Consider the following 17,658-nt stretch of genomic DNA (forward strand, 5'->3'; position numbering starts at 1 on the left):
TTCACGGGTGGTTATGACTAGAATTACAAGGTAAGCGCTTACCTGTAAATCCCTTTCTTTCCAAATCCCTCTTCCAAGCAAGTTTGTGAAATAAAAAATATTTGAAATAAATTTCACAAACTTCAAAGATAAAACCTGATAAGAAAAGAAAATGAGAAAAGTTTCACAAGAGTTTAAAAATTCTTTGTGAAATGTTTATGAAACTGTTTACAAAGTTGAAATAATACGTTATAATAAACTTGTGAAAAAATTAACAAAGGATATCGTTCCTTGAAAGCTATGGAGGAAAATATGGCTGATAAAAAAACTGTGACACCAGAGGAAAAGAAACTCGTTGCTGAAAAACACGTAGATGAGTTGGTTCAAAAAGCTCTAGTTGCCCTTGAAGAAATGCGTAAATTGGATCAAGAGCAAGTTGACTACATCGTTGCCAAAGCATCAGTAGCAGCTTTGGATGCCCACGGAGAATTGGCTTTACATGCCTTTGAAGAAACAGGACGTGGTGTATTTGAAGATAAAGCAACTAAGAACTTGTTTGCCTGTGAACACGTAGTAAACAACATGCGTCACACTAAGACAGTTGGCGTTATCGAAGAAGACGATGTAACAGGATTGACTCTTATTGCTGAACCGGTTGGTGTTGTTTGTGGTATTACTCCAACAACAAACCCAACATCAACAGCAATCTTCAAATCATTGATTTCATTGAAGACACGTAACCCAATCGTCTTTGCCTTCCATCCATCAGCACAAGAATCATCTGCTCATGCAGCTCGTATCGTCCGCGATGCAGCTATCGCAGCTGGTGCTCCTGAAAACTGTGTGCAATGGATTACTCAACCATCTATGGAAGCAACAAGTGCCCTTATGAACCACGAAGGTGTTGCGACAATCCTTGCAACAGGTGGTAATGCCATGGTTAAGGCGGCTTATTCATGTGGTAAACCAGCTCTTGGGGTAGGTGCCGGAAACGTTCCAGCTTATGTTGAAAAATCAGCAAACATTCGTCAAGCAGCACACGATATCGTCATGTCTAAATCATTTGATAACGGTATGGTCTGTGCATCTGAACAAGCGGTTATCATTGACAAAGAAATCTACGATGAATTTGTAGCAGAGTTCAAATCTTACCACACTTACTTTGTAAATAAAAAAGAAAAAGCTCTTCTTGAAGAATTCTGTTTCGGCGTCAAAGCAAACAGCAAAAACTGTGCTGGTGCAAAATTGAACGCTGACATCGTTGGTAAACCAGCAACTTGGATTGCAGAGCAAGCAGGATTTACAGTTCCAGAAGGAACAAACATTCTTGCTGCAGAATGTAAAGAAGTTGGCGAAAATGAGCCATTGACTCGTGAAAAATTGTCACCAGTTATCGCAGTTTTGAAATCTGAAAGCCGTGAAGATGGTATTACTAAGGCTCGTCAAATGGTTGAATTTAACGGTCTTGGCCACTCAGCAGCCATCCACACAGCTGACGACGAATTGACTAAAGAATTTGGTAAAGCTGTTAAAGCTATTCGTGTTATCTGTAACTCACCTTCTACTTTCGGTGGTATCGGGGACGTTTACAATGCCTTCTTGCCATCATTGACACTTGGATGTGGTTCTTACGGACGCAACTCAGTTGGGGATAACGTTAGTGCCATTAACCTCTTGAATATCAAAAAAGTCGGAAGACGGAGAAATAATATGCAGTGGTTTAAAGTTCCTTCAAAAATTTACTTCGAACGCAATTCTATCCAATACCTTCAAACATGTGAAGATATTGAACGCGTTCTGATTGTTACAGACAAATCTATCGAAAAACTCGGTTTCGTTCAACGTGTTATCGATCAATTGAACGCACGTAGCAACCGTGTAACTATCCAAGTCTTCTCAGATGTTGAACCAGATCCAGATATCACAACTGTAGAACGTGGTGCTGAGGTGATGAAAGCATTTGAACCAGACACAATCATTGCTCTTGGTGGTGGTTCACCAATGGATGCAGCCAAAGTAATGTGGCTCTTCTACGAACAACCAGAAATCGACTTCCGTGACTTGGTTCAAAAATTCATGGATATCCGTAAACGCGCCTTCCGCTTCCCATCACTTGGTAAGAAAGCGAAGTACATCGGTATCCCAACAACTTCAGGTACTGGTTCAGAAGTAACACCATTTGCCGTTATCTCTGATAAGAAAAACAACCGCAAATACCCATTGGCTGACTACTCATTGACACCGACTATTGCCATTGTTGACCCTGCTTTGGTTGAATCAGTTCCAGACTTTATCGCTGCTGATACAGGTATGGATGTCTTGACACACGCGACTGAAGCCTACACTTCAAACTTTGCTAACGACTATACAGACGGTATTGCGCTTCAAACAATCAAACTTGTCTTTGAATGGTTGGAAAAATCTGTTAAGACAGCTGACCCAGAAGCTCGTGAGAAAATGCACAATGCGTCTACAATGGCTGGTATGGCCTTCGCCAATGCCTTCCTTGGAATGAGCCACTCAATGGCCCATAAGATTGGTGGTGTTCATCACACTGTTCACGGACGTACAAATGCTATCTTGCTTCCGTACGTTATCCGTTACAACGGAACTCGTCCAGCTAAGACTACTACATGGCCTAAATACAACTACTGGAAAGCTGATGAGAAATTCCAAGACATCGCGAAAATGCTTGGCTTGCCTCACTCAACTCCAGAAGAAGCAGTTGAGGCATACGCTAAAGCTGTTTACGAACTTGGTGTTGCAGTAGGTATCAAGATGAACTTCCAGGATCAAGGAATTGATGAAAAAGCTTGGAAAGACAGCTTGCATGAAATTGCTTTGCTTGCTTATGAAGACCAATGTTCTCCTGCTAACCCACGCTTGCCAATGGTAGCTGACATGGAAGAAATTATGGCAGATGCATATTATGGCTACAAAGAAAGACCAGGACGCCGTAAATAATTGTTTATCAGTTTAGAGGCAGGAGTTATCCTGTCTCTTTTTTGTAATTCTATTTGAAAAATGGTATAATCATCGCATATATTTATTTGAAAATCAAATCTTTAATAATCATGCGAGGGGCAAATGAACAAGATAAATGAGTTAGGGGATAAAGTGCGACTTTTAAGAGAGGAGAAAGGCCTTAGTCGTCCAGTTTTTTGCGGAGATGAGTCTGAATTATCAGTGCGTCAGTTGGTGCGGATTGAAAAAGGAGAATTTCGCCCGACGATAAAAACCCTAGAATATATTGCAGATAGATTAGAAATTCCGTCCTACGTCTTGATGCCAGATTATAAGGAATTACCGAAGCGTTACCAAGAATTAAAGTACTTTCTTTTACATCATCCTGACTATGGAGACAAGGAGTTGCAAGAACAAAAGGAAGAATATTTCGATGAGATTTTTGAGAATTTTTATGATGATTTGCCACGTGATGAGAAAGTGCTAGTGGATTGTCTTCAAGCTATAGATGCAGTGAGAATGACTAGTAATTCCTTATATGGAAGCAGTGTGATTGAGGACAGTCTTCAAGACTTACTATCCAGAGATGTATATAAAGCCGAGGACTTGTTGAAACTGAGACTGTATTTCAACTGTCAGTTAATGGATGGTTTAAATATGGGTGAGATAAAAGAATCTGAGCATGAAACCATTCTTTGTTTTCATGACAAACTAAGTTCTCAGGTTGATAAGATAGAGTTCGATTGTTTGGACTTACTTAGAGACTCCTTGTTAGCTTCTTTAACTTGTATAGAGATTATGGGGTTGCTTCCTTATTTTAAGAGGGCAGTCGAGACCTTAAATAAAATAGGGCAAAAAACACGAGATTTTCAAAAACAACCGATTGTCTTGATGGTGGAGTGGAAATATTATATTCAGACGGATTATGATACAGCCAAACAAAAGTATGAAGAAGCAAAAATGATGGCGAGGATGTTTGGCAATGAGAAGTTAATCGTTAGTTTAGATAATGAATGGAGCGAGGATCTAGAAAGATATCGTTAAAGAGTTTATAGGAGTGACATTTCTGTCATTGAGGGAATGCCGCTTTTTTGTTAAAATGAATTTTATACTCAATGAAAATCAAAGAGCAAAGTAGGAAACTAGCCGCAGGCTGTACTTGAGTACGGCAAGGCGACGTTGACGTGGTTTGAAGAGATTTTCGAAGAGTATTACTTGATATACATCCAGAAGCAAACGAGGCAATAGAGAAAAAATTCTAAGCAGTAGGTTCATAGTGGCAATCAGTGCTGATGTCGCTTGAAGGCTTTTCTATAATTATGATGTATGACGATAACAGTTTTAAACAAGGGGGAAAGAATGTCCATTTTATCCATTAAAAATATTTCAAAGTTTTACACTTTGGACGGTAAACATCAAGAGCAGGCTTTAGAGAATATAAATCTGCAAATCGCAAAAGGGAAAATCACTGCGATTTATGGTCCGTCAGGATGTGGCAAAACCAGTCTACTAAACATCATCAGCGGTTTAGATAGACAATATGAAGGAGATTTAGAGTTTAAAGGGGAATCCCTCCGTGACTTATCAGAGATTGAACTAACTCAATTTCGTAAAGATAAGATTGGATTTGTGTTTCAAAACTTTAACCTCATTCCTCATCAGTCTGTCTTGGATAATGTCAAATTACCTCTCTATGTCAAAGATTTATCTGACAGGGAGATGACAATGATTGCAAAGGAGCAATTAAGTAACTTGGGCATGGAGCCTTTTATGGCTAAAAATGTTAAACAGCTTTCTGGCGGGCAAAAGCAACGCGTAGCAATCGCGCGTGCACTGGTAAATCAGCCTGATATGATTGTAGCAGATGAGCCAACGGGTTCGCTGGATTCTCAATCCCAAGAAATGGTATTGGAAGTGTTTAAAAAATTAGCCCAAACAGGGAAAACAGTACTGATTGTAACCCATAATCCAGAGGTTGCTGAATATGCAGACGTGATTATCAAAATGAAGGATGGTGAAGTCGTTGAAGAAGTCAAAAAATAAAGGATTATCATTGAAAAATAAATTCAAACTTTCTTTAAATAACTTTATGGAAAGAAAATGGCGTAACCTATTGATTGCGCTAGCAACCTCAATCGGTTTTGTAGGAGTCTTAATTTCTTTCGGCTTGGGAAATGCATTGATTTCGATGATTGATGAAAATACGAATGGAGGTCAAATCCCTTCTCAAGTTCAGATTGCTTTAAACACAAAAAATGTTGGACGAGGCTTTTTGAACCAAGATGATAAGAACTATATCACGGATACAGTTGGCAAAGAAGCTATTAAATATTTGGAGAGTCCTTTTGGGATGATCATGTCAAATATGACTATAGATGGTCAAGAAATGGATCTGAGTCAAACGATGCCTTCTTATGCTCAAGTAGTGAGTCTATATGAGGATACAAGTATTTCTGTTAGTAGTAATGAGGCGGACAAAGTATTAGCCGGTTCCCTCTATACGGATTCAAATGAACAGGGATTGACGATTCCAAGCAGTTTACTAAAAAATTGGAATGAACAGACAGGAAAAAATCTGACAGCTAGTGATATTATTGGCAAATCAGTCTCAGCCAGCATTGTAGAAAATGATGCTGAAGCTAGCAAGACTGCTCAATTTCAAACAAAGATTGTACGTGTAATCAATGATGAAGATGACTTGGAGGACAGCAACAGTTTCATGCCGTCTCATCAAATGGAAACGATTTTGAAAGAGGCTGGATTTACAAAAGCTGTATCTTATTTTATCTTGGAACTCAAAGATCCATCACAAACAAAAGCGATAACAGAAGAATTGCAGAAAAACAAGAAGTATACTGTTCTTTCTCAACAGAAGGTTCTTGATATTGTGATTACTTTTATTCGTGTCATTCAGGGATTGTTGATTGTACTTTCATCACAAGCTATTGTGGTAGCAGCGGTCATGATTGGTATCATTATTTACATCAATATCATGCAACGTTCTAAGGAAATAGGTGTCATGAAGGCAGTTGGTTATCAAAATCGTGATGTCAAAGGAATTTTTATTTACGAGGCTATCTGGATTGTAGGAATCGCCTTGCTGCTGGCATTTTTGGTTGCACAAGGGGTGGGAAGTTTGGCGAATGCGGTTGTAAATCACTTTTACCCATCCATCACGAAGGTTTTTGAATTAAATCTTTTATCTGTTTTAGGAACTCTAGCTTTCGCTCTATTACTTGGTTATGTCTCAGCCTACTTCCCAGCGCGTAAAATTAGTAAAATGGATCCTGTAGAATCGCTACGATATGAATAGTAAGGAAGTTCTTGATTTATAGCCTTAAAAAGAAACAAACATAGAAAAACAATGCCCGTACTTGCAATTCAACTCAAATAGTTATATAATAGGTTTGTTGAAAGGTGATTTGTAGTGATTCAAGTTACTCTTTTCACAATAAAAATTTCATGATTTTCATAAGGAGGAAATCACTAATGGTAGTTAAAGTTGGTATTAACGGTTTCGGACGTATCGGTCGTCTTGCTTTCCGTCGTATCCAAAACGTAGAAGGTGTTGAAGTTACTCGTATCAACGACCTTACAGATCCAGTTATGCTTGCACACTTGTTGAAATACGACACAACTCAAGGTCGTTTCGACGGTACTGTTGAAGTTAAAGAAGGTGGATTCGAAGTTAACGGTAAATTCGTTAAAGTTTCTGCTGAACGTGATCCAGAACAAATCGACTGGGCTACTGACGGTGTAGAAATCGTTCTTGAAGCTACTGGTTTCTTTGCTAAGAAAGAAGCCGCTGAAAAACACCTTAAAGGTGGAGCTAAAAAAGTTGTTATCACTGCTCCTGGTGGAAACGACGTTAAAACAGTTGTATTCAACACTAACCACGACGTTCTTGACGGTACTGAAACAGTTATCTCAGGTGCTTCATGTACTACAAACTGCTTGGCTCCAATGGCTAAAGCTCTTCAAGACAACTTTGGTGTTGTTGAAGGATTGATGACTACTATCCACGCTTACACTGGTGACCAAATGATCCTTGACGGACCACACCGTGGTGGTGACCTTCGCCGTGCTCGCGCTGGTGCTGCAAACATCGTTCCTAACTCAACTGGTGCTGCTAAAGCTATCGGTCTTGTAATTCCAGAATTGAACGGTAAACTTGACGGATCTGCACAACGCGTTCCAACTCCAACTGGATCAGTTACTGAATTGGTAGCTGTTCTTGAAAAGAACGTTACTGTTGATGAAGTGAATGCAGCTATGAAAGCAGCTTCAAACGAATCATACGGCTACACAGAAGATCCAATCGTATCTTCAGATATCATAGGTATGTCTTACGGTTCATTGTTTGACGCAACTCAAACTAAAGTCCTTGACGTTGACGGTAAACAATTGGTTAAAGTTGTATCATGGTACGACAACGAAATGTCATACACTGCACAACTTGTTCGTACTCTTGAATACTTCGCAAAAATTGCTAAATAATTCATGAGTCGATAAAAAGCAAGGCCTCTTGGTCTTGCTTTTCTTATATGGAAAAATGGATGACACAATCATCCATTCTTTTTTAATTCTGTTTCAAAAGTATCTGATGGGACAGTGAAGCTTAATTTCTCTAGAGTAAGCGGATGGGTAAAGGACAGTCGGAAGGCGTGGAGCATAAGCCGACTCGTCTTTGAATTGCTGTTATAGAGAGGGTCGCCCAAAATAGGGAAGTTATGATGCGAAAGGTGCACACGAATCTGATGGGTTCGCCCTGTCTTTAGTTTACAACGGACAAGGGTCGTTTTGTTTGGGAATTGCTTTAATCTGCTTACATGCGTTTCAGCATATTGCCCATTTTTTGTATCAACTATTCGTTTTCTGCGGTCATGGCGATCACGCCCAATTTTGTCTTTGAAAACAAGTTCTTTGCTGTTGATATTTCCGTCAACAAGCGCCCAATATTCCCTAGAAATCTCTTTTTTCTCCAATAAGCGGTTGAGAATGGGCAGGATAAAAGGATTTTTTGCAAAGAGAACCAAGCCACTGGTTTCCATGTCCAGACGATGAACGACATAGCAGGTTTGGCCAACATAGGCACTGACATGGTTGAGAAGGGCGATTTCGTTTGGCTGATTACCATGCGTTTTCATCCCCTCTGGTTTGTTCACAATAACCAAGTGTTGATCTTGATAAACTTCCTGAACGAGATTTGGGTTGCCCCAAGGAATTTCTTTTTCGGGATAATCTTCCTCATCAAAAGTCAACTGGCAAACATCCCCAGGTTTCACCATCTCGTTCCAATGAACTTCTCGCTGATTTATCAAAATATGTTTCTTGATCCTCAAAAAATGACGGATTTTTCTAGGGATGAGGAGTTGTTCCTCCAGTAATTGCTTAACCGTCATTTGAGGTAAAGAGTCTGGTAAAGTAAAAGTGAATTGCATACAGATATTGTAACAAAAAAAGCCCTATTTGGATAGAAAATAGCTAAATTCTTGTCTTCCTATGATGAAGATGATAAAATAAACGCATGAAATTAGATAAATTATTCGAGAAATTTCTTTCTCTTTTTAAAAAAGAAACAAGTGAACTAGAGGATTCTGGGTCTACTAGCTTGCGACGTTCTCGTAGTGATCGAAAAAAATTAGCCCAAGTAGGTCCGATTCGAAAATTCTGGCGTCGCTATCATCTAACAAAGATTGTCCTTATACTAGGTTTGAGTGCAGGCTTGCTAGTTGGAACCTATTTGTTTGCTGTAGCTAAGTCAACCAATGTTAACGATTTGCAAAACGCCTTGAAAACTCGGACTATCATTTTTGATCGTGAAGAAAAAGAGGCTGGTGCCTTGTCTGGTCAAAAAGGAACCTACGTTGAACTGATTGACATCAGTAAAAATTTACAGAATGCCGTTATTGCGACAGAAGACCGTTCTTTCTATAAAAATGACGGAATTAACTATGGCCGTTTCTTCTTGGCGATTGTCACTGCTGGTCGTTCAGGTGGTGGTTCTACTATTACCCAACAGTTGGCTAAAAATGCCTATCTGTCTCAGGATCAAACTGTTGAGAGAAAAGCGAAAGAATTTTTCCTTGCCTTAGAATTAACAAAAAAATATAGTAAGGATCAGATCTTAACCATGTACCTTAACAATGCCTATTTTGGAAATGGTGTGTGGGGTGTAGAAGATGCGAGTAAGAAATACTTTGGAGTTTCTGCATCAGAAGTGAGTTTGGATCAAGCTGCGGCTCTGGCAGGGATGCTCAAGGGGCCGGAATTGTATAATCCCTTGAATTCCGTAGAAGATTCAACTAATCGTCGCGACACTGTCTTACAAAATATGGTTGCAGCAGGATATATTGATAAAAACCAAGAAACCGAAGCTGCAGAAGTTGATATGACTTCGCAATTGCACGATAAGTATGAAGGAAAAATCTCAGATTACCGCTATCCTTCTTACTTTGATGCGGTTGTTAATGAAGCTGTTTCTAAGTATAATCTAACAGAGGAAGAAATTGTCAATAATGGCTACCGCATTTATACAGAGCTGGACCAAAACTACCAAGCAAATATGCAGGTTGTCTATGAAAACACCTCGCTATTTCCGAGGGCAGAGGATGGAACATTTGCTCAATCAGGAAGTGTAGCTCTTGAACCGAAAACAGGAGGAGTTCGTGGAGTTGTCGGTCAAGTTGCTGACAATGATAAAACTGGATTCCGGAATTTCAACTATGCAACTCAATCAAAACGTAGCCCTGGTTCTACAATTAAGCCTTTAGTTGTTTATACGCCAGCAGTTGAGGCAGGTTGGGCTTTGAATAAGCTCTTGGATAACCATACCATGCAGTATGACAGCTATAAGGTTGATAACTATGCAGGAATTAAAACGAGTCGAGAAGTTCCTATGTATCAAGCCTTGGCAGAATCGCTTAATCTACCTGCTGTTGCCATTGTTAATGATTTGGGCGTTGACAAGGCTTTTGAGGCAGGAGAAAAATTTGGACTCAACATGGAAAAGGTCGACCGTGTTCTCGGCGTCGCTTTAGGAAGTGGTGTCGAAACCAATCCTCTGCAAATGGCTCAAGCATATGCTGCCTTTGCAAATGAAGGTTTAATGCCGGAAGCTCATTTTATTAGTAGAATTGAAAATGCTAGTGGACAAGTTATTGCTAGCCATAAAAATTCACAAAAACGGGTGCTTGATAAGTCTGTAGCTGATAAGATGACCAGTATGATGTTGGGTACATTCACTAACGGAACCGGTATTAGTTCATCGCCTGCAGACTATGTCATGGCAGGGAAAACTGGAACAACTGAAGCAGTTTTCAATCCGGAGTACACAAGTGACCAGTGGGTGATTGGTTATACTCCTGATGTGGTGATTAGTCATTGGCTTGGTTTTCCGACCACTGATGAAAATCACTATCTAGCAGGTTCTACTTCAAACGGTGCAGCCCATGTCTTTAGAAATATTGCAAATACCATTTTACCTTATACGCCAGGAAGTACCTTTACGGTTGAAAATGCTTATAAGCAAAATGGAATTGCACCAGCCAATACAAAAAGACAAGTACAAACCAATGATAATAGCCAGACAGATGATAATTTGTCTGATATTCGAGGACGTGCGCAAAGTCTAGTAGATGAGGCTAGTCGGGCTATCTCGGATGCGAAGATTAAGGAAAAGGCTCAAACAATATGGGATTCGGTAGTCAATCTATTTCGCTAAGATGCTTGTCAAAGCCTAGCTTTCTTGTTATAATAGATAAGATGGAGGCGTTATGGCACTAAAAAAAGCAAGCCTAGCTTGTGCGGTTTGTGGTTCGAGAAACTATTCAATCAAGATCAGTGGAACCCCCAAGCCTACACGACTAGAAGTAAATAAATTTTGTAAACATTGTGGCAAGTACACTACACACAGAGAAACGAGATAGGAGAGAGCGATGCGTTTTATTGGAGATATTTTTAGACTTCTTAAAGACACAACATGGCCAACTCGCAAGGAAAGCTGGAGAGATTTTCGTTCTATTATGGAATACACAGCTTTCTTTGTAGTAATTATTTACATTTTTGACCAGTTGATTGTTTCAGGTTTGATTCGATTTATTAACATTTTTTAGAAGGTTAGTGGAGTTAATTACACTAGAAATCTTCTATTTATGAAAGGAAATATCATGGATAGTTTTGATAAAGGGTGGTTTGTTTTACAAACTTATTCTGGTTATGAAAATAAGGTAAAAGAAAATCTATTGCAACGTGCGCAAACCTACAATATGTTGGATAATATTTTACGTGTTGAAATTCCAACGCAAACAGTGCAAGTTGAAAAAAATGGAAAGAGAAAAGAAGTAGAAGAAAATCGATTTCCAGGTTATGTTCTTGTAGAAATGGTCATGACAGATGAAGCTTGGTTTGTTGTGCGAAACACACCAAACGTTACAGGATTCGTAGGATCACACGGGAACAGATCAAAACCAACTCCATTATTGGAACAAGAAATTCGTGACATTTTGGTATCTATGGGACAAACTGTTCAAGAATTTGATTTCGATGTTGAGGTTGGTCAAACCGTACGTATTATTGATGGTGCTTTTGCAGACTACACTGGTAAGATTACAGAAATTGATAATAACAAAGTAAAAATGATTATCTCTATGTTTGGTAATGACACAGTTGCAGAAGTAAACCTAAACCAAATCGCAGAATTATAACCCTGAGAGAGGCTGAGCCTCTCTTTTTTGTGCAGTTGAGACGGTGTAGAGAACAGAATGGAGAAAATGGAACAAAAGTGTTTCTAATCTGTTAGACTGTATCTAGAAAGGGGAAAATTATGATTAAAGAATTGTATGAAGAAGTCCAAGGAACTGTGTATAAGTGTAGAAATGAATATTACCTTCATTTATGGGAGCTATCGGACTGGAACCAAGAGGGAATGATTTGCTTACATGAATTGATTAGTAGAGAAGAAGGACTAGTAGAAGATATTCCTCGTTTAAGGAAATATTTCAAAACCAAGTTTCGAAATCGAATTTTAGACTATATCCGTAAGCAAGAAAGCCACAAACGAAGATATGATAAAGAACCTTATGAAGAAGTGGGTGAAATCAGTCATCGTATAAGTGATGGAGGACTCTGGCTAGACGATTATTATCTCTTTCATGAAACACTAAGAAATTATAGAAATAAACAAACTAAAGAGCAACAAGAAGAATTAGAACGCATCTTAAGAGATGAACGCTTCCGAGGGCGTCAAAGAGTGTTAAGAGATTTACGTATTGTGTTTAAAGAGTTTGACATCCGTACCCATTAGGAAGTCATGCAAAAAAGTAAAAAAAATTTTAAAAAGGTGTTGACAAGTCTGAAAAAGACTGTATAATAGTAAGAGTTGAAAATAACCACTCTGGTCCGTTGGTCAAGGGGTTAAGACACCGCCTTTTCACGGCGGTAACACGGGTTCGAATCCCGTACGGACTATAGTATGTTGCGGTTGTAACACTTGATGAAAAAAAGATTAAAAAAGTTTCAAAAAAGTGTTGACAAGCGAAAGTGATTGTGATATACTAATATAGTTGTCGCTTGAGAGAAGCGAGTGACGAAGACCTTTGAAAACTGAACAAGACGAACCAATGTGCAGGGCACTACAACCAAGGTTGTAGTACTGAACAATGAAAAAACAATAAATCTGTCAGTGACAGAAATGAGTGAGAACTCAAACTTTTAATGAGAGTTTGATCCTGGCTCAGGACGAACGCTGGCGGCGTGCCTAATACATGCAAGTAGAACGCTGAAGGAGGAGCTTGCTTCTCTGGATGAGTTGCGAACGGGTGAGTAACGCGTAGGTAACCTGCCTGGTAGCGGGGGATAACTATTGGAAACGATAGCTAATACCGCATAAGAGTAGATGTTGCATGACATTTGCTTAAAAGGTGCAAATGCATCACTACCAGATGGACCTGCGTTGTATTAGCTAGTTGGTGGGGTAACGGCTCACCAAGGCGACGATACATAGCCGACCTGAGAGGGTGATCGGCCACACTGGGACTGAGACACGGCCCAGACTCCTACGGGAGGCAGCAGTAGGGAATCTTCGGCAATGGACGGAAGTCTGACCGAGCAACGCCGCGTGAGTGAAGAAGGTTTTCGGATCGTAAAGCTCTGTTGTAAGAGAAGAACGAGTGTGAGAGTGGAAAGTTCACACTGTGACGGTATCTTACCAGAAAGGGACGGCTAACTACGTGCCAGCAGCCGCGGTAATACGTAGGTCCCGAGCGTTGTCCGGATTTATTGGGCGTAAAGCGAGCGCAGGCGGTTAGATAAGTCTGAAGTTAAAGGCTGTGGCTTAACCATAGTAGGCTTTGGAAACTGTTTAACTTGAGTGCAAGAGGGGAGAGTGGAATTCCATGTGTAGCGGTGAAATGCGTAGATATATGGAGGAACACCGGTGGCGAAAGCGGCTCTCTGGCTTGTAACTGACGCTGAGGCTCGAAAGCGTGGGGAGCAAACAGGATTAGATACCCTGGTAGTCCACGCCGTAAACGATGAGTGCTAGGTGTTAGACCCTTTCCGGGGTTTAGTGCCGTAGCTAACGCATTAAGCACTCCGCCTGGGGAGTACGACCGCAAGGTTGAAACTCAAAGGAATTGACGGGGGCCCGCACAAGCGGTGGAGCATGTGGTTTAATTCGAAGCAACGCGAAGAACCTTACCAGGTCTTGACATCCCTCTGACCACTCTAGAGATAGAGTTTTCTTTCGGGACAGAGGTGACAGGTGGTGCATGGTTGTCGTCAGCTCGTGTCGTGAGATGTTGGGTTAAGTCCCGCAACGAGCGCAACCCCTATTGTTAGTTGCCATCATTCAGTTGGGCACTCTAGCGAGACTGCCGGTAATAAACCGGAGGAAGGTGGGGATGACGTCAAATCATCATGCCCCTTATGACCTGGGCTACACACGTGCTACAATGGCTGGTACAACGAGTCGCAAGCCGGTGACGGCAAGCTAATCTCTTAAAGCCAGTCTCAGTTCGGATTGTAGGCTGCAACTCGCCTACATGAAGTCGGAATCGCTAGTAATCGCGGATCAGCACGCCGCGGTGAATACGTTCCCGGGCCTTGTACACACCGCCCGTCACACCACGAGAGTTTGTAACACCCGAAGTCGGTGAGGTAACCGTAAGGAGCCAGCCGCCTAAGGTGGGATAGATGATTGGGGTGAAGTCGTAACAAGGTAGCCGTATCGGAAGGTGCGGCTGGATCACCTCCTTTCTAAGGATAAGGAACTGCGCATTGGTCTTGTTTAGTCTTGAGAGGTCTTGTGGGGCCTTAGCTCAGCTGGGAGAGCGCCTGCTTTGCACGCAGGAGGTCAGCGGTTCGATCCCGCTAGGCTCCATTGGTGAGAGATCACCAAGTAATGCACATTGAAAATTGAATATCTATATCAAATAGTAACAAGAAAATAAACCGAAAACGCTGTAGTATTAATAAGAGTTTATGACTGAAAGGTCAGAAAATAAGGTTAAGTTAATAAGGGCGCACGGTGGATGCCTTGGCACTAGGAGCCGAAGAAGGACGTGACAAACGACGATATGCCTTGGGTAGCTGTAAGTAAGCGATGATCCAGGGATTTCCGAATGGGGGAACCCAACAGGTACTACCTGTTACCCGCATCTGTTAAGGATGTGAGGAGGAAGACGCAGTGAACTGAAACATCTAAGTAGCTGCAGGAAGAGAAAGCAAAAGCGATTGCCTTAGTAGCGGCGAGCGAAACGGCAGAAGGGCAAACCGAAGAGTTTACTCTTCGGGGTTGTAGGACTGCAATGTGGACTCAAAGATTATAGAAGAATGATTTGGGAAGATCAGCCAAAGAGAGTAATAGCCTCGTATTTAAAATAGTCTTTGTACCTAGCAGTATCCTGAGTACGGCGGGACACGTGAAATCCCGTCGGAATCTGGGAGGACCATCTCCCAACCCTAAATACTCCCTAGTGACCGATAGTGAACCAGTACCGTGAGGGAAAGGTGAAAAGCACCCCGGGAGGGGAGTGAAATAGAACCTGAAACCGTGTGCCTACAACAAGTTCGAGCCCGTTAATGGGTGAGAGCGTGCCTTTTGTAGAATGAACCGGCGAGTTACGTTATGATGCGAGGTTAAGTTGAAGAGACGGAGCCGTAGGGAAACCGAGTCTGAATAGGGCGCCTTAGTATCATGACGTAGACCCGAAACCATGTGACCTACCCATGAGCAGGTTGAAGGTGCGGTAAGACGCACTGGAGGACCGAACCAGGGCACGTTGAAAAGTGCTTGGATGACTTGTGGGTAGCGGAGAAATTCCAAACGAACTTGGAGATAGCTGGTTCTCTCCGAAATAGCTTTAGGGCTAGCGTCGATATTAGAGATTCTTGGAGGTAGAGCACTGTTTGGGTGAGGGGTCCATCCCGGATTACCAATCTCAGATAAACTCCGAATGCCAAAGAATTATGGTCGGCAGTCAGACTGCGAGTGCTAAGATCCGTAGTCGAAAGGGAAACAGCCCAGACCACCAGCTAAGGTCCCAAAATAATTGTTAAGTGGAAAAGGATGTGGGGTTGCACAGACAACTAGGATGTTAGCTTAGAAGCAGCTATTCATTCAAAGAGTGCGTAATAGCTCACTAGTCGAGTGACCCTGCGCCGAAAATGTACCGGGGCTAAAACAATTTACCGAAGCTGTGGATACCTTTATAGGTATGGTAGGAGAGCGTTCTATGTGTGATGAAGGTGTACCGTGAGGAGCGCTGGAACGCATAGAAGTGAGAATGCCGGTATGAGTAGCGAAAGACAGGTGAGAATCCTGTCCACCGTAAGACTAAGGTTTCCAGGGGAAGGCTCGTCCGCCCTGGGTTAGTCGGGACCTAAGGAGAGACCGAAAGGTGTATCCGATGGACAACAGGTTGATATTCCTGTACTAGAGTATGTAGTGATGGAGGGACGCAGTAGGCTAACTAAAGCAGACGATTGGAAGAGTCTGTCTAAGCAGTGAGGTGTGAATTGAGTCAAATGCTTAATTCTATAACATTGAGCTGTGATGGGGAGCGAAGTTTAGTAGCGAAGTTAGTGACGTCACACTGCCAAGAAAAGCTTCTAGCGTTTAAACATACTCTACCCGTACCGCAAACCGACACAGGTAGTCGAGGCGAGTAGCCTCAGGTGAGCGAGAGAACTCTCGTTAAGGAACTCGGCAAAATGACCCCGTAACTTCGGGAGAAGGGGTGCTGACTTTAAGTCAGCCGCAGTGAATAGGCCCAAGCAACTGTTTATCAAAAACACAGCTCTCTGCTAAATCGTAAGATGATGTATAGGGGGTGACGCCTGCCCGGTGCTGGAAGGTTAAGAGGAGTGCTTAGCGTAAGCGAAGGTATGAATTGAAGCCCCAGTAAACGGCGGCCGTAACTATAACGGTCCTAAGGTAGCGAAATTCCTTGTCGGGTAAGTTCCGACCCGCACGAAAGGCGTAATGATTTGGGCACTGTCTCAACGAGAGACTCGGTGAAATTTTAGTACCTGTGAAGATGCAGGTTACCCGCGACAGGACGGAAAGACCCCATGGAGCTTTACTGCAGTTTGATATTGAGTGTCTGTACCACATGTACAGGATAGGTAGGAGTCTACGAGATCGGGACGCCAGTTTCGAAGGAGACGTTGTTGGGATACTACCCTTGTGTTATGGCCACTCTAACCCAGATAGGTGATCCCTATCGGAGACAGTGTCTGACGGGCAGTTTGACTGGGGCGGTCGCCTCCTAAAAGGTAACGGAGGCGCCCAAAGGTTCCCTCAGAATGGTTGGAAATCATTCGCAGAGTGTAAAGGTATAAGGGAGCTTGACTGCGAGAGCTACAACTCGAGCAGGGACGAAAGTCGGGCTTAGTGATCCGGTGGTTCCGTATGGAAGGGCCATCGCTCAACGGATAAAAGCTACCCTGGGGATAACAGGCTTATCTCCCCCAAGAGTTCACATCGACGGGGAGGTTTGGCACCTCGATGTCGGCTCGTCGCATCCTGGGGCTGTAGTCGGTCCCAAGGGTTGGGCTGTTCGCCCATTAAAGCGGCACGCGAGCTGGGTTCAGAACGTCGTGAGACAGTTCGGTCCCTATCCGTCGCGGGCGTAGGAAATTTGAGAGGATCTGCTCCTAGTACGAGAGGACCAGAGTGGACTTACCGCTGGTGTACCAGTTGTCTTGCCAAAGGCATCGCTGGGTAGCTATGTAGGGAAGGGATAAACGCTGAAAGCATCTAAGTGTGAAACCCACCTCAAGATGAGATTTCCCATGATTTTATATCAGTAAGAGCCCTGAGAGATGATCAGGTAGATAGGTTAGAAGTGGAAGTGTGGCGACACATGTAGCGGACTAATACTAATAGCTCGAGGACTTATCCAAAGTAACTGAGAATACGAAAGCGAACGGTTTTCTTGGTTTGAATAGATATTCAATTTTGAGTAGGTATTACTCAGAGTTAAGTGACGATAGCCTAGGAGATACACCTGTACCCATGCCGAACACAGAAGTTAAGCCCTAGAACGCCGGAAGTAGTTGGGGGTTGCCCCCTGTGAGATAGGGAAGTCGCTTAGCTTTAGGGAGTTTAGCTCAGCTGGGAGAGCATCTGCCTTACAAGCAGAGGGTCAGCGGTTCGATCCCGTTAACTCCCATTTTAGCGGGTGTAGTTTAGTGGTAAAACTACAGCCTTCC

At 42.2% G+C, this 17,658-nt stretch carries 11 protein-coding genes, 3 tRNA genes and 3 rRNA genes; 16 read left to right on the plus strand and 1 reads right to left on the minus strand.

The window, feature by feature from the left end; all coding sequences use genetic code 11:
* Positions 1 to 291: 291 nt before the first annotated feature.
* From adhE to gap, 5 genes are all read left to right on the plus strand, one after another.
* A complete protein-coding gene (gene adhE / locus HT715_RS10215) occupies positions 292 to 2,943 on the plus strand; it encodes a bifunctional acetaldehyde-CoA/alcohol dehydrogenase (RefSeq protein WP_050228887.1) in 2,652 nt (883 codons plus the stop codon).
* A 123-nt stretch (positions 2,944 to 3,066) separates the two neighbouring features.
* Positions 3,067 to 3,987, plus strand: a complete 921-nt coding sequence (locus HT715_RS10220) for an XRE family transcriptional regulator (protein WP_054388131.1) — start codon at positions 3,067 to 3,069, stop codon at positions 3,985 to 3,987.
* Between the two features lie 315 nt (positions 3,988 to 4,302).
* Positions 4,303 to 4,986 (plus strand): ABC transporter ATP-binding protein, encoded by a 684-nt coding sequence (locus HT715_RS10225; RefSeq protein WP_054388130.1) that lies wholly within the window; start codon positions 4,303 to 4,305, stop codon positions 4,984 to 4,986.
* Positions 4,955 to 6,256: an ABC transporter permease gene (locus HT715_RS10230; RefSeq protein WP_007284918.1), complete on the plus strand. Its 1,302-nt coding sequence runs from the start codon at positions 4,955 to 4,957 to the stop codon at positions 6,254 to 6,256. Before HT715_RS10225 ends, HT715_RS10230 begins: the two co-directional genes overlap by 32 nt.
* 176 nt (positions 6,257 to 6,432) lie before the next feature.
* Positions 6,433 to 7,440 (plus strand): type I glyceraldehyde-3-phosphate dehydrogenase, encoded by a 1,008-nt coding sequence (gap, locus tag HT715_RS10235; protein ID WP_000260684.1) that lies wholly within the window; start codon positions 6,433 to 6,435, stop codon positions 7,438 to 7,440.
* 68 nt (positions 7,441 to 7,508) lie between these two features.
* On the opposite strand, the gene HT715_RS10240 is transcribed toward gap, so the two are convergent.
* Complete coding sequence (locus HT715_RS10240) at positions 7,509 to 8,384, minus strand: RluA family pseudouridine synthase (RefSeq protein WP_119919834.1); 876 nt, start codon at positions 8,382 to 8,384, stop codon at positions 7,509 to 7,511.
* An 86-nt stretch (positions 8,385 to 8,470) separates the two neighbouring features.
* Here HT715_RS10240 and pbp2a point away from each other — a divergent pair, with 86 nt between their 5' ends.
* The 11 genes from pbp2a to HT715_RS10295 all read left to right on the plus strand — a co-directional run bounded on the left by pbp2a (position 8,471) and on the right by HT715_RS10295 (position 17,618).
* A complete protein-coding gene (gene pbp2a / locus HT715_RS10245; RefSeq protein WP_119919833.1) occupies positions 8,471 to 10,666 on the plus strand; it encodes a penicillin-binding protein PBP2A in 2,196 nt (731 codons plus the stop codon).
* 52 nt (positions 10,667 to 10,718) lie between these two features.
* Positions 10,719 to 10,871 (plus strand): 50S ribosomal protein L33, encoded by a 153-nt coding sequence (gene rpmG / locus HT715_RS10250; protein WP_014017356.1) that lies wholly within the window; start codon positions 10,719 to 10,721, stop codon positions 10,869 to 10,871.
* 9 nt (positions 10,872 to 10,880) lie between these two features.
* Positions 10,881 to 11,057 carry a preprotein translocase subunit SecE gene (gene secE / locus HT715_RS10255; protein ID WP_001210991.1) on the plus strand — a complete coding sequence of 59 codons (177 nt, stop codon included), beginning with the start codon at positions 10,881 to 10,883 and terminating at the stop codon, positions 11,055 to 11,057.
* A 54-nt stretch (positions 11,058 to 11,111) separates the two neighbouring features.
* Positions 11,112 to 11,648, plus strand: coding sequence for a transcription termination/antitermination protein NusG (gene nusG / locus HT715_RS10260; RefSeq protein WP_000376739.1), 537 nt, complete (start codon positions 11,112 to 11,114; stop codon positions 11,646 to 11,648).
* A gap of 119 nt (positions 11,649 to 11,767) precedes the next feature.
* Positions 11,768 to 12,247 carry a sigma-70 family RNA polymerase sigma factor gene (locus tag HT715_RS10265; RefSeq protein ID WP_119919832.1) on the plus strand — a complete coding sequence of 160 codons (480 nt, stop codon included), beginning with the start codon at positions 11,768 to 11,770 and terminating at the stop codon, positions 12,245 to 12,247.
* A gap of 92 nt (positions 12,248 to 12,339) precedes the next feature.
* A tRNA-Glu gene (locus HT715_RS10270) sits at positions 12,340 to 12,411 on the plus strand.
* A gap of 242 nt (positions 12,412 to 12,653) precedes the next feature.
* Positions 12,654 to 14,199 (plus strand): 16S ribosomal RNA (locus tag HT715_RS10275).
* Positions 14,200 to 14,250: 51 nt separating this feature from the next.
* Positions 14,251 to 14,323 (plus strand) — tRNA-Ala (locus HT715_RS10280).
* Between the two features lie 124 nt (positions 14,324 to 14,447).
* Positions 14,448 to 17,349: ribosomal RNA gene (locus HT715_RS10285) — 23S ribosomal RNA — on the plus strand.
* A 76-nt stretch (positions 17,350 to 17,425) separates the two neighbouring features.
* A 5S ribosomal RNA gene (rrf, locus tag HT715_RS10290) occupies positions 17,426 to 17,541 on the plus strand.
* Together the 16S, 23S and 5S rRNA genes with 3 tRNA genes alongside form the textbook arrangement of a ribosomal RNA operon.
* Positions 17,542 to 17,545: 4 nt before the next feature.
* Positions 17,546 to 17,618 (plus strand) — tRNA-Val (locus HT715_RS10295).
* Positions 17,619 to 17,658: the final 40 nt, after the last annotated feature.

Source organism: Streptococcus sp. 4155 (genome assembly GCF_013276695.1).
In the GTDB taxonomy this organism is placed as follows: Bacteria; Bacillota; Bacilli; order Lactobacillales; family Streptococcaceae; genus Streptococcus; species Streptococcus pseudopneumoniae.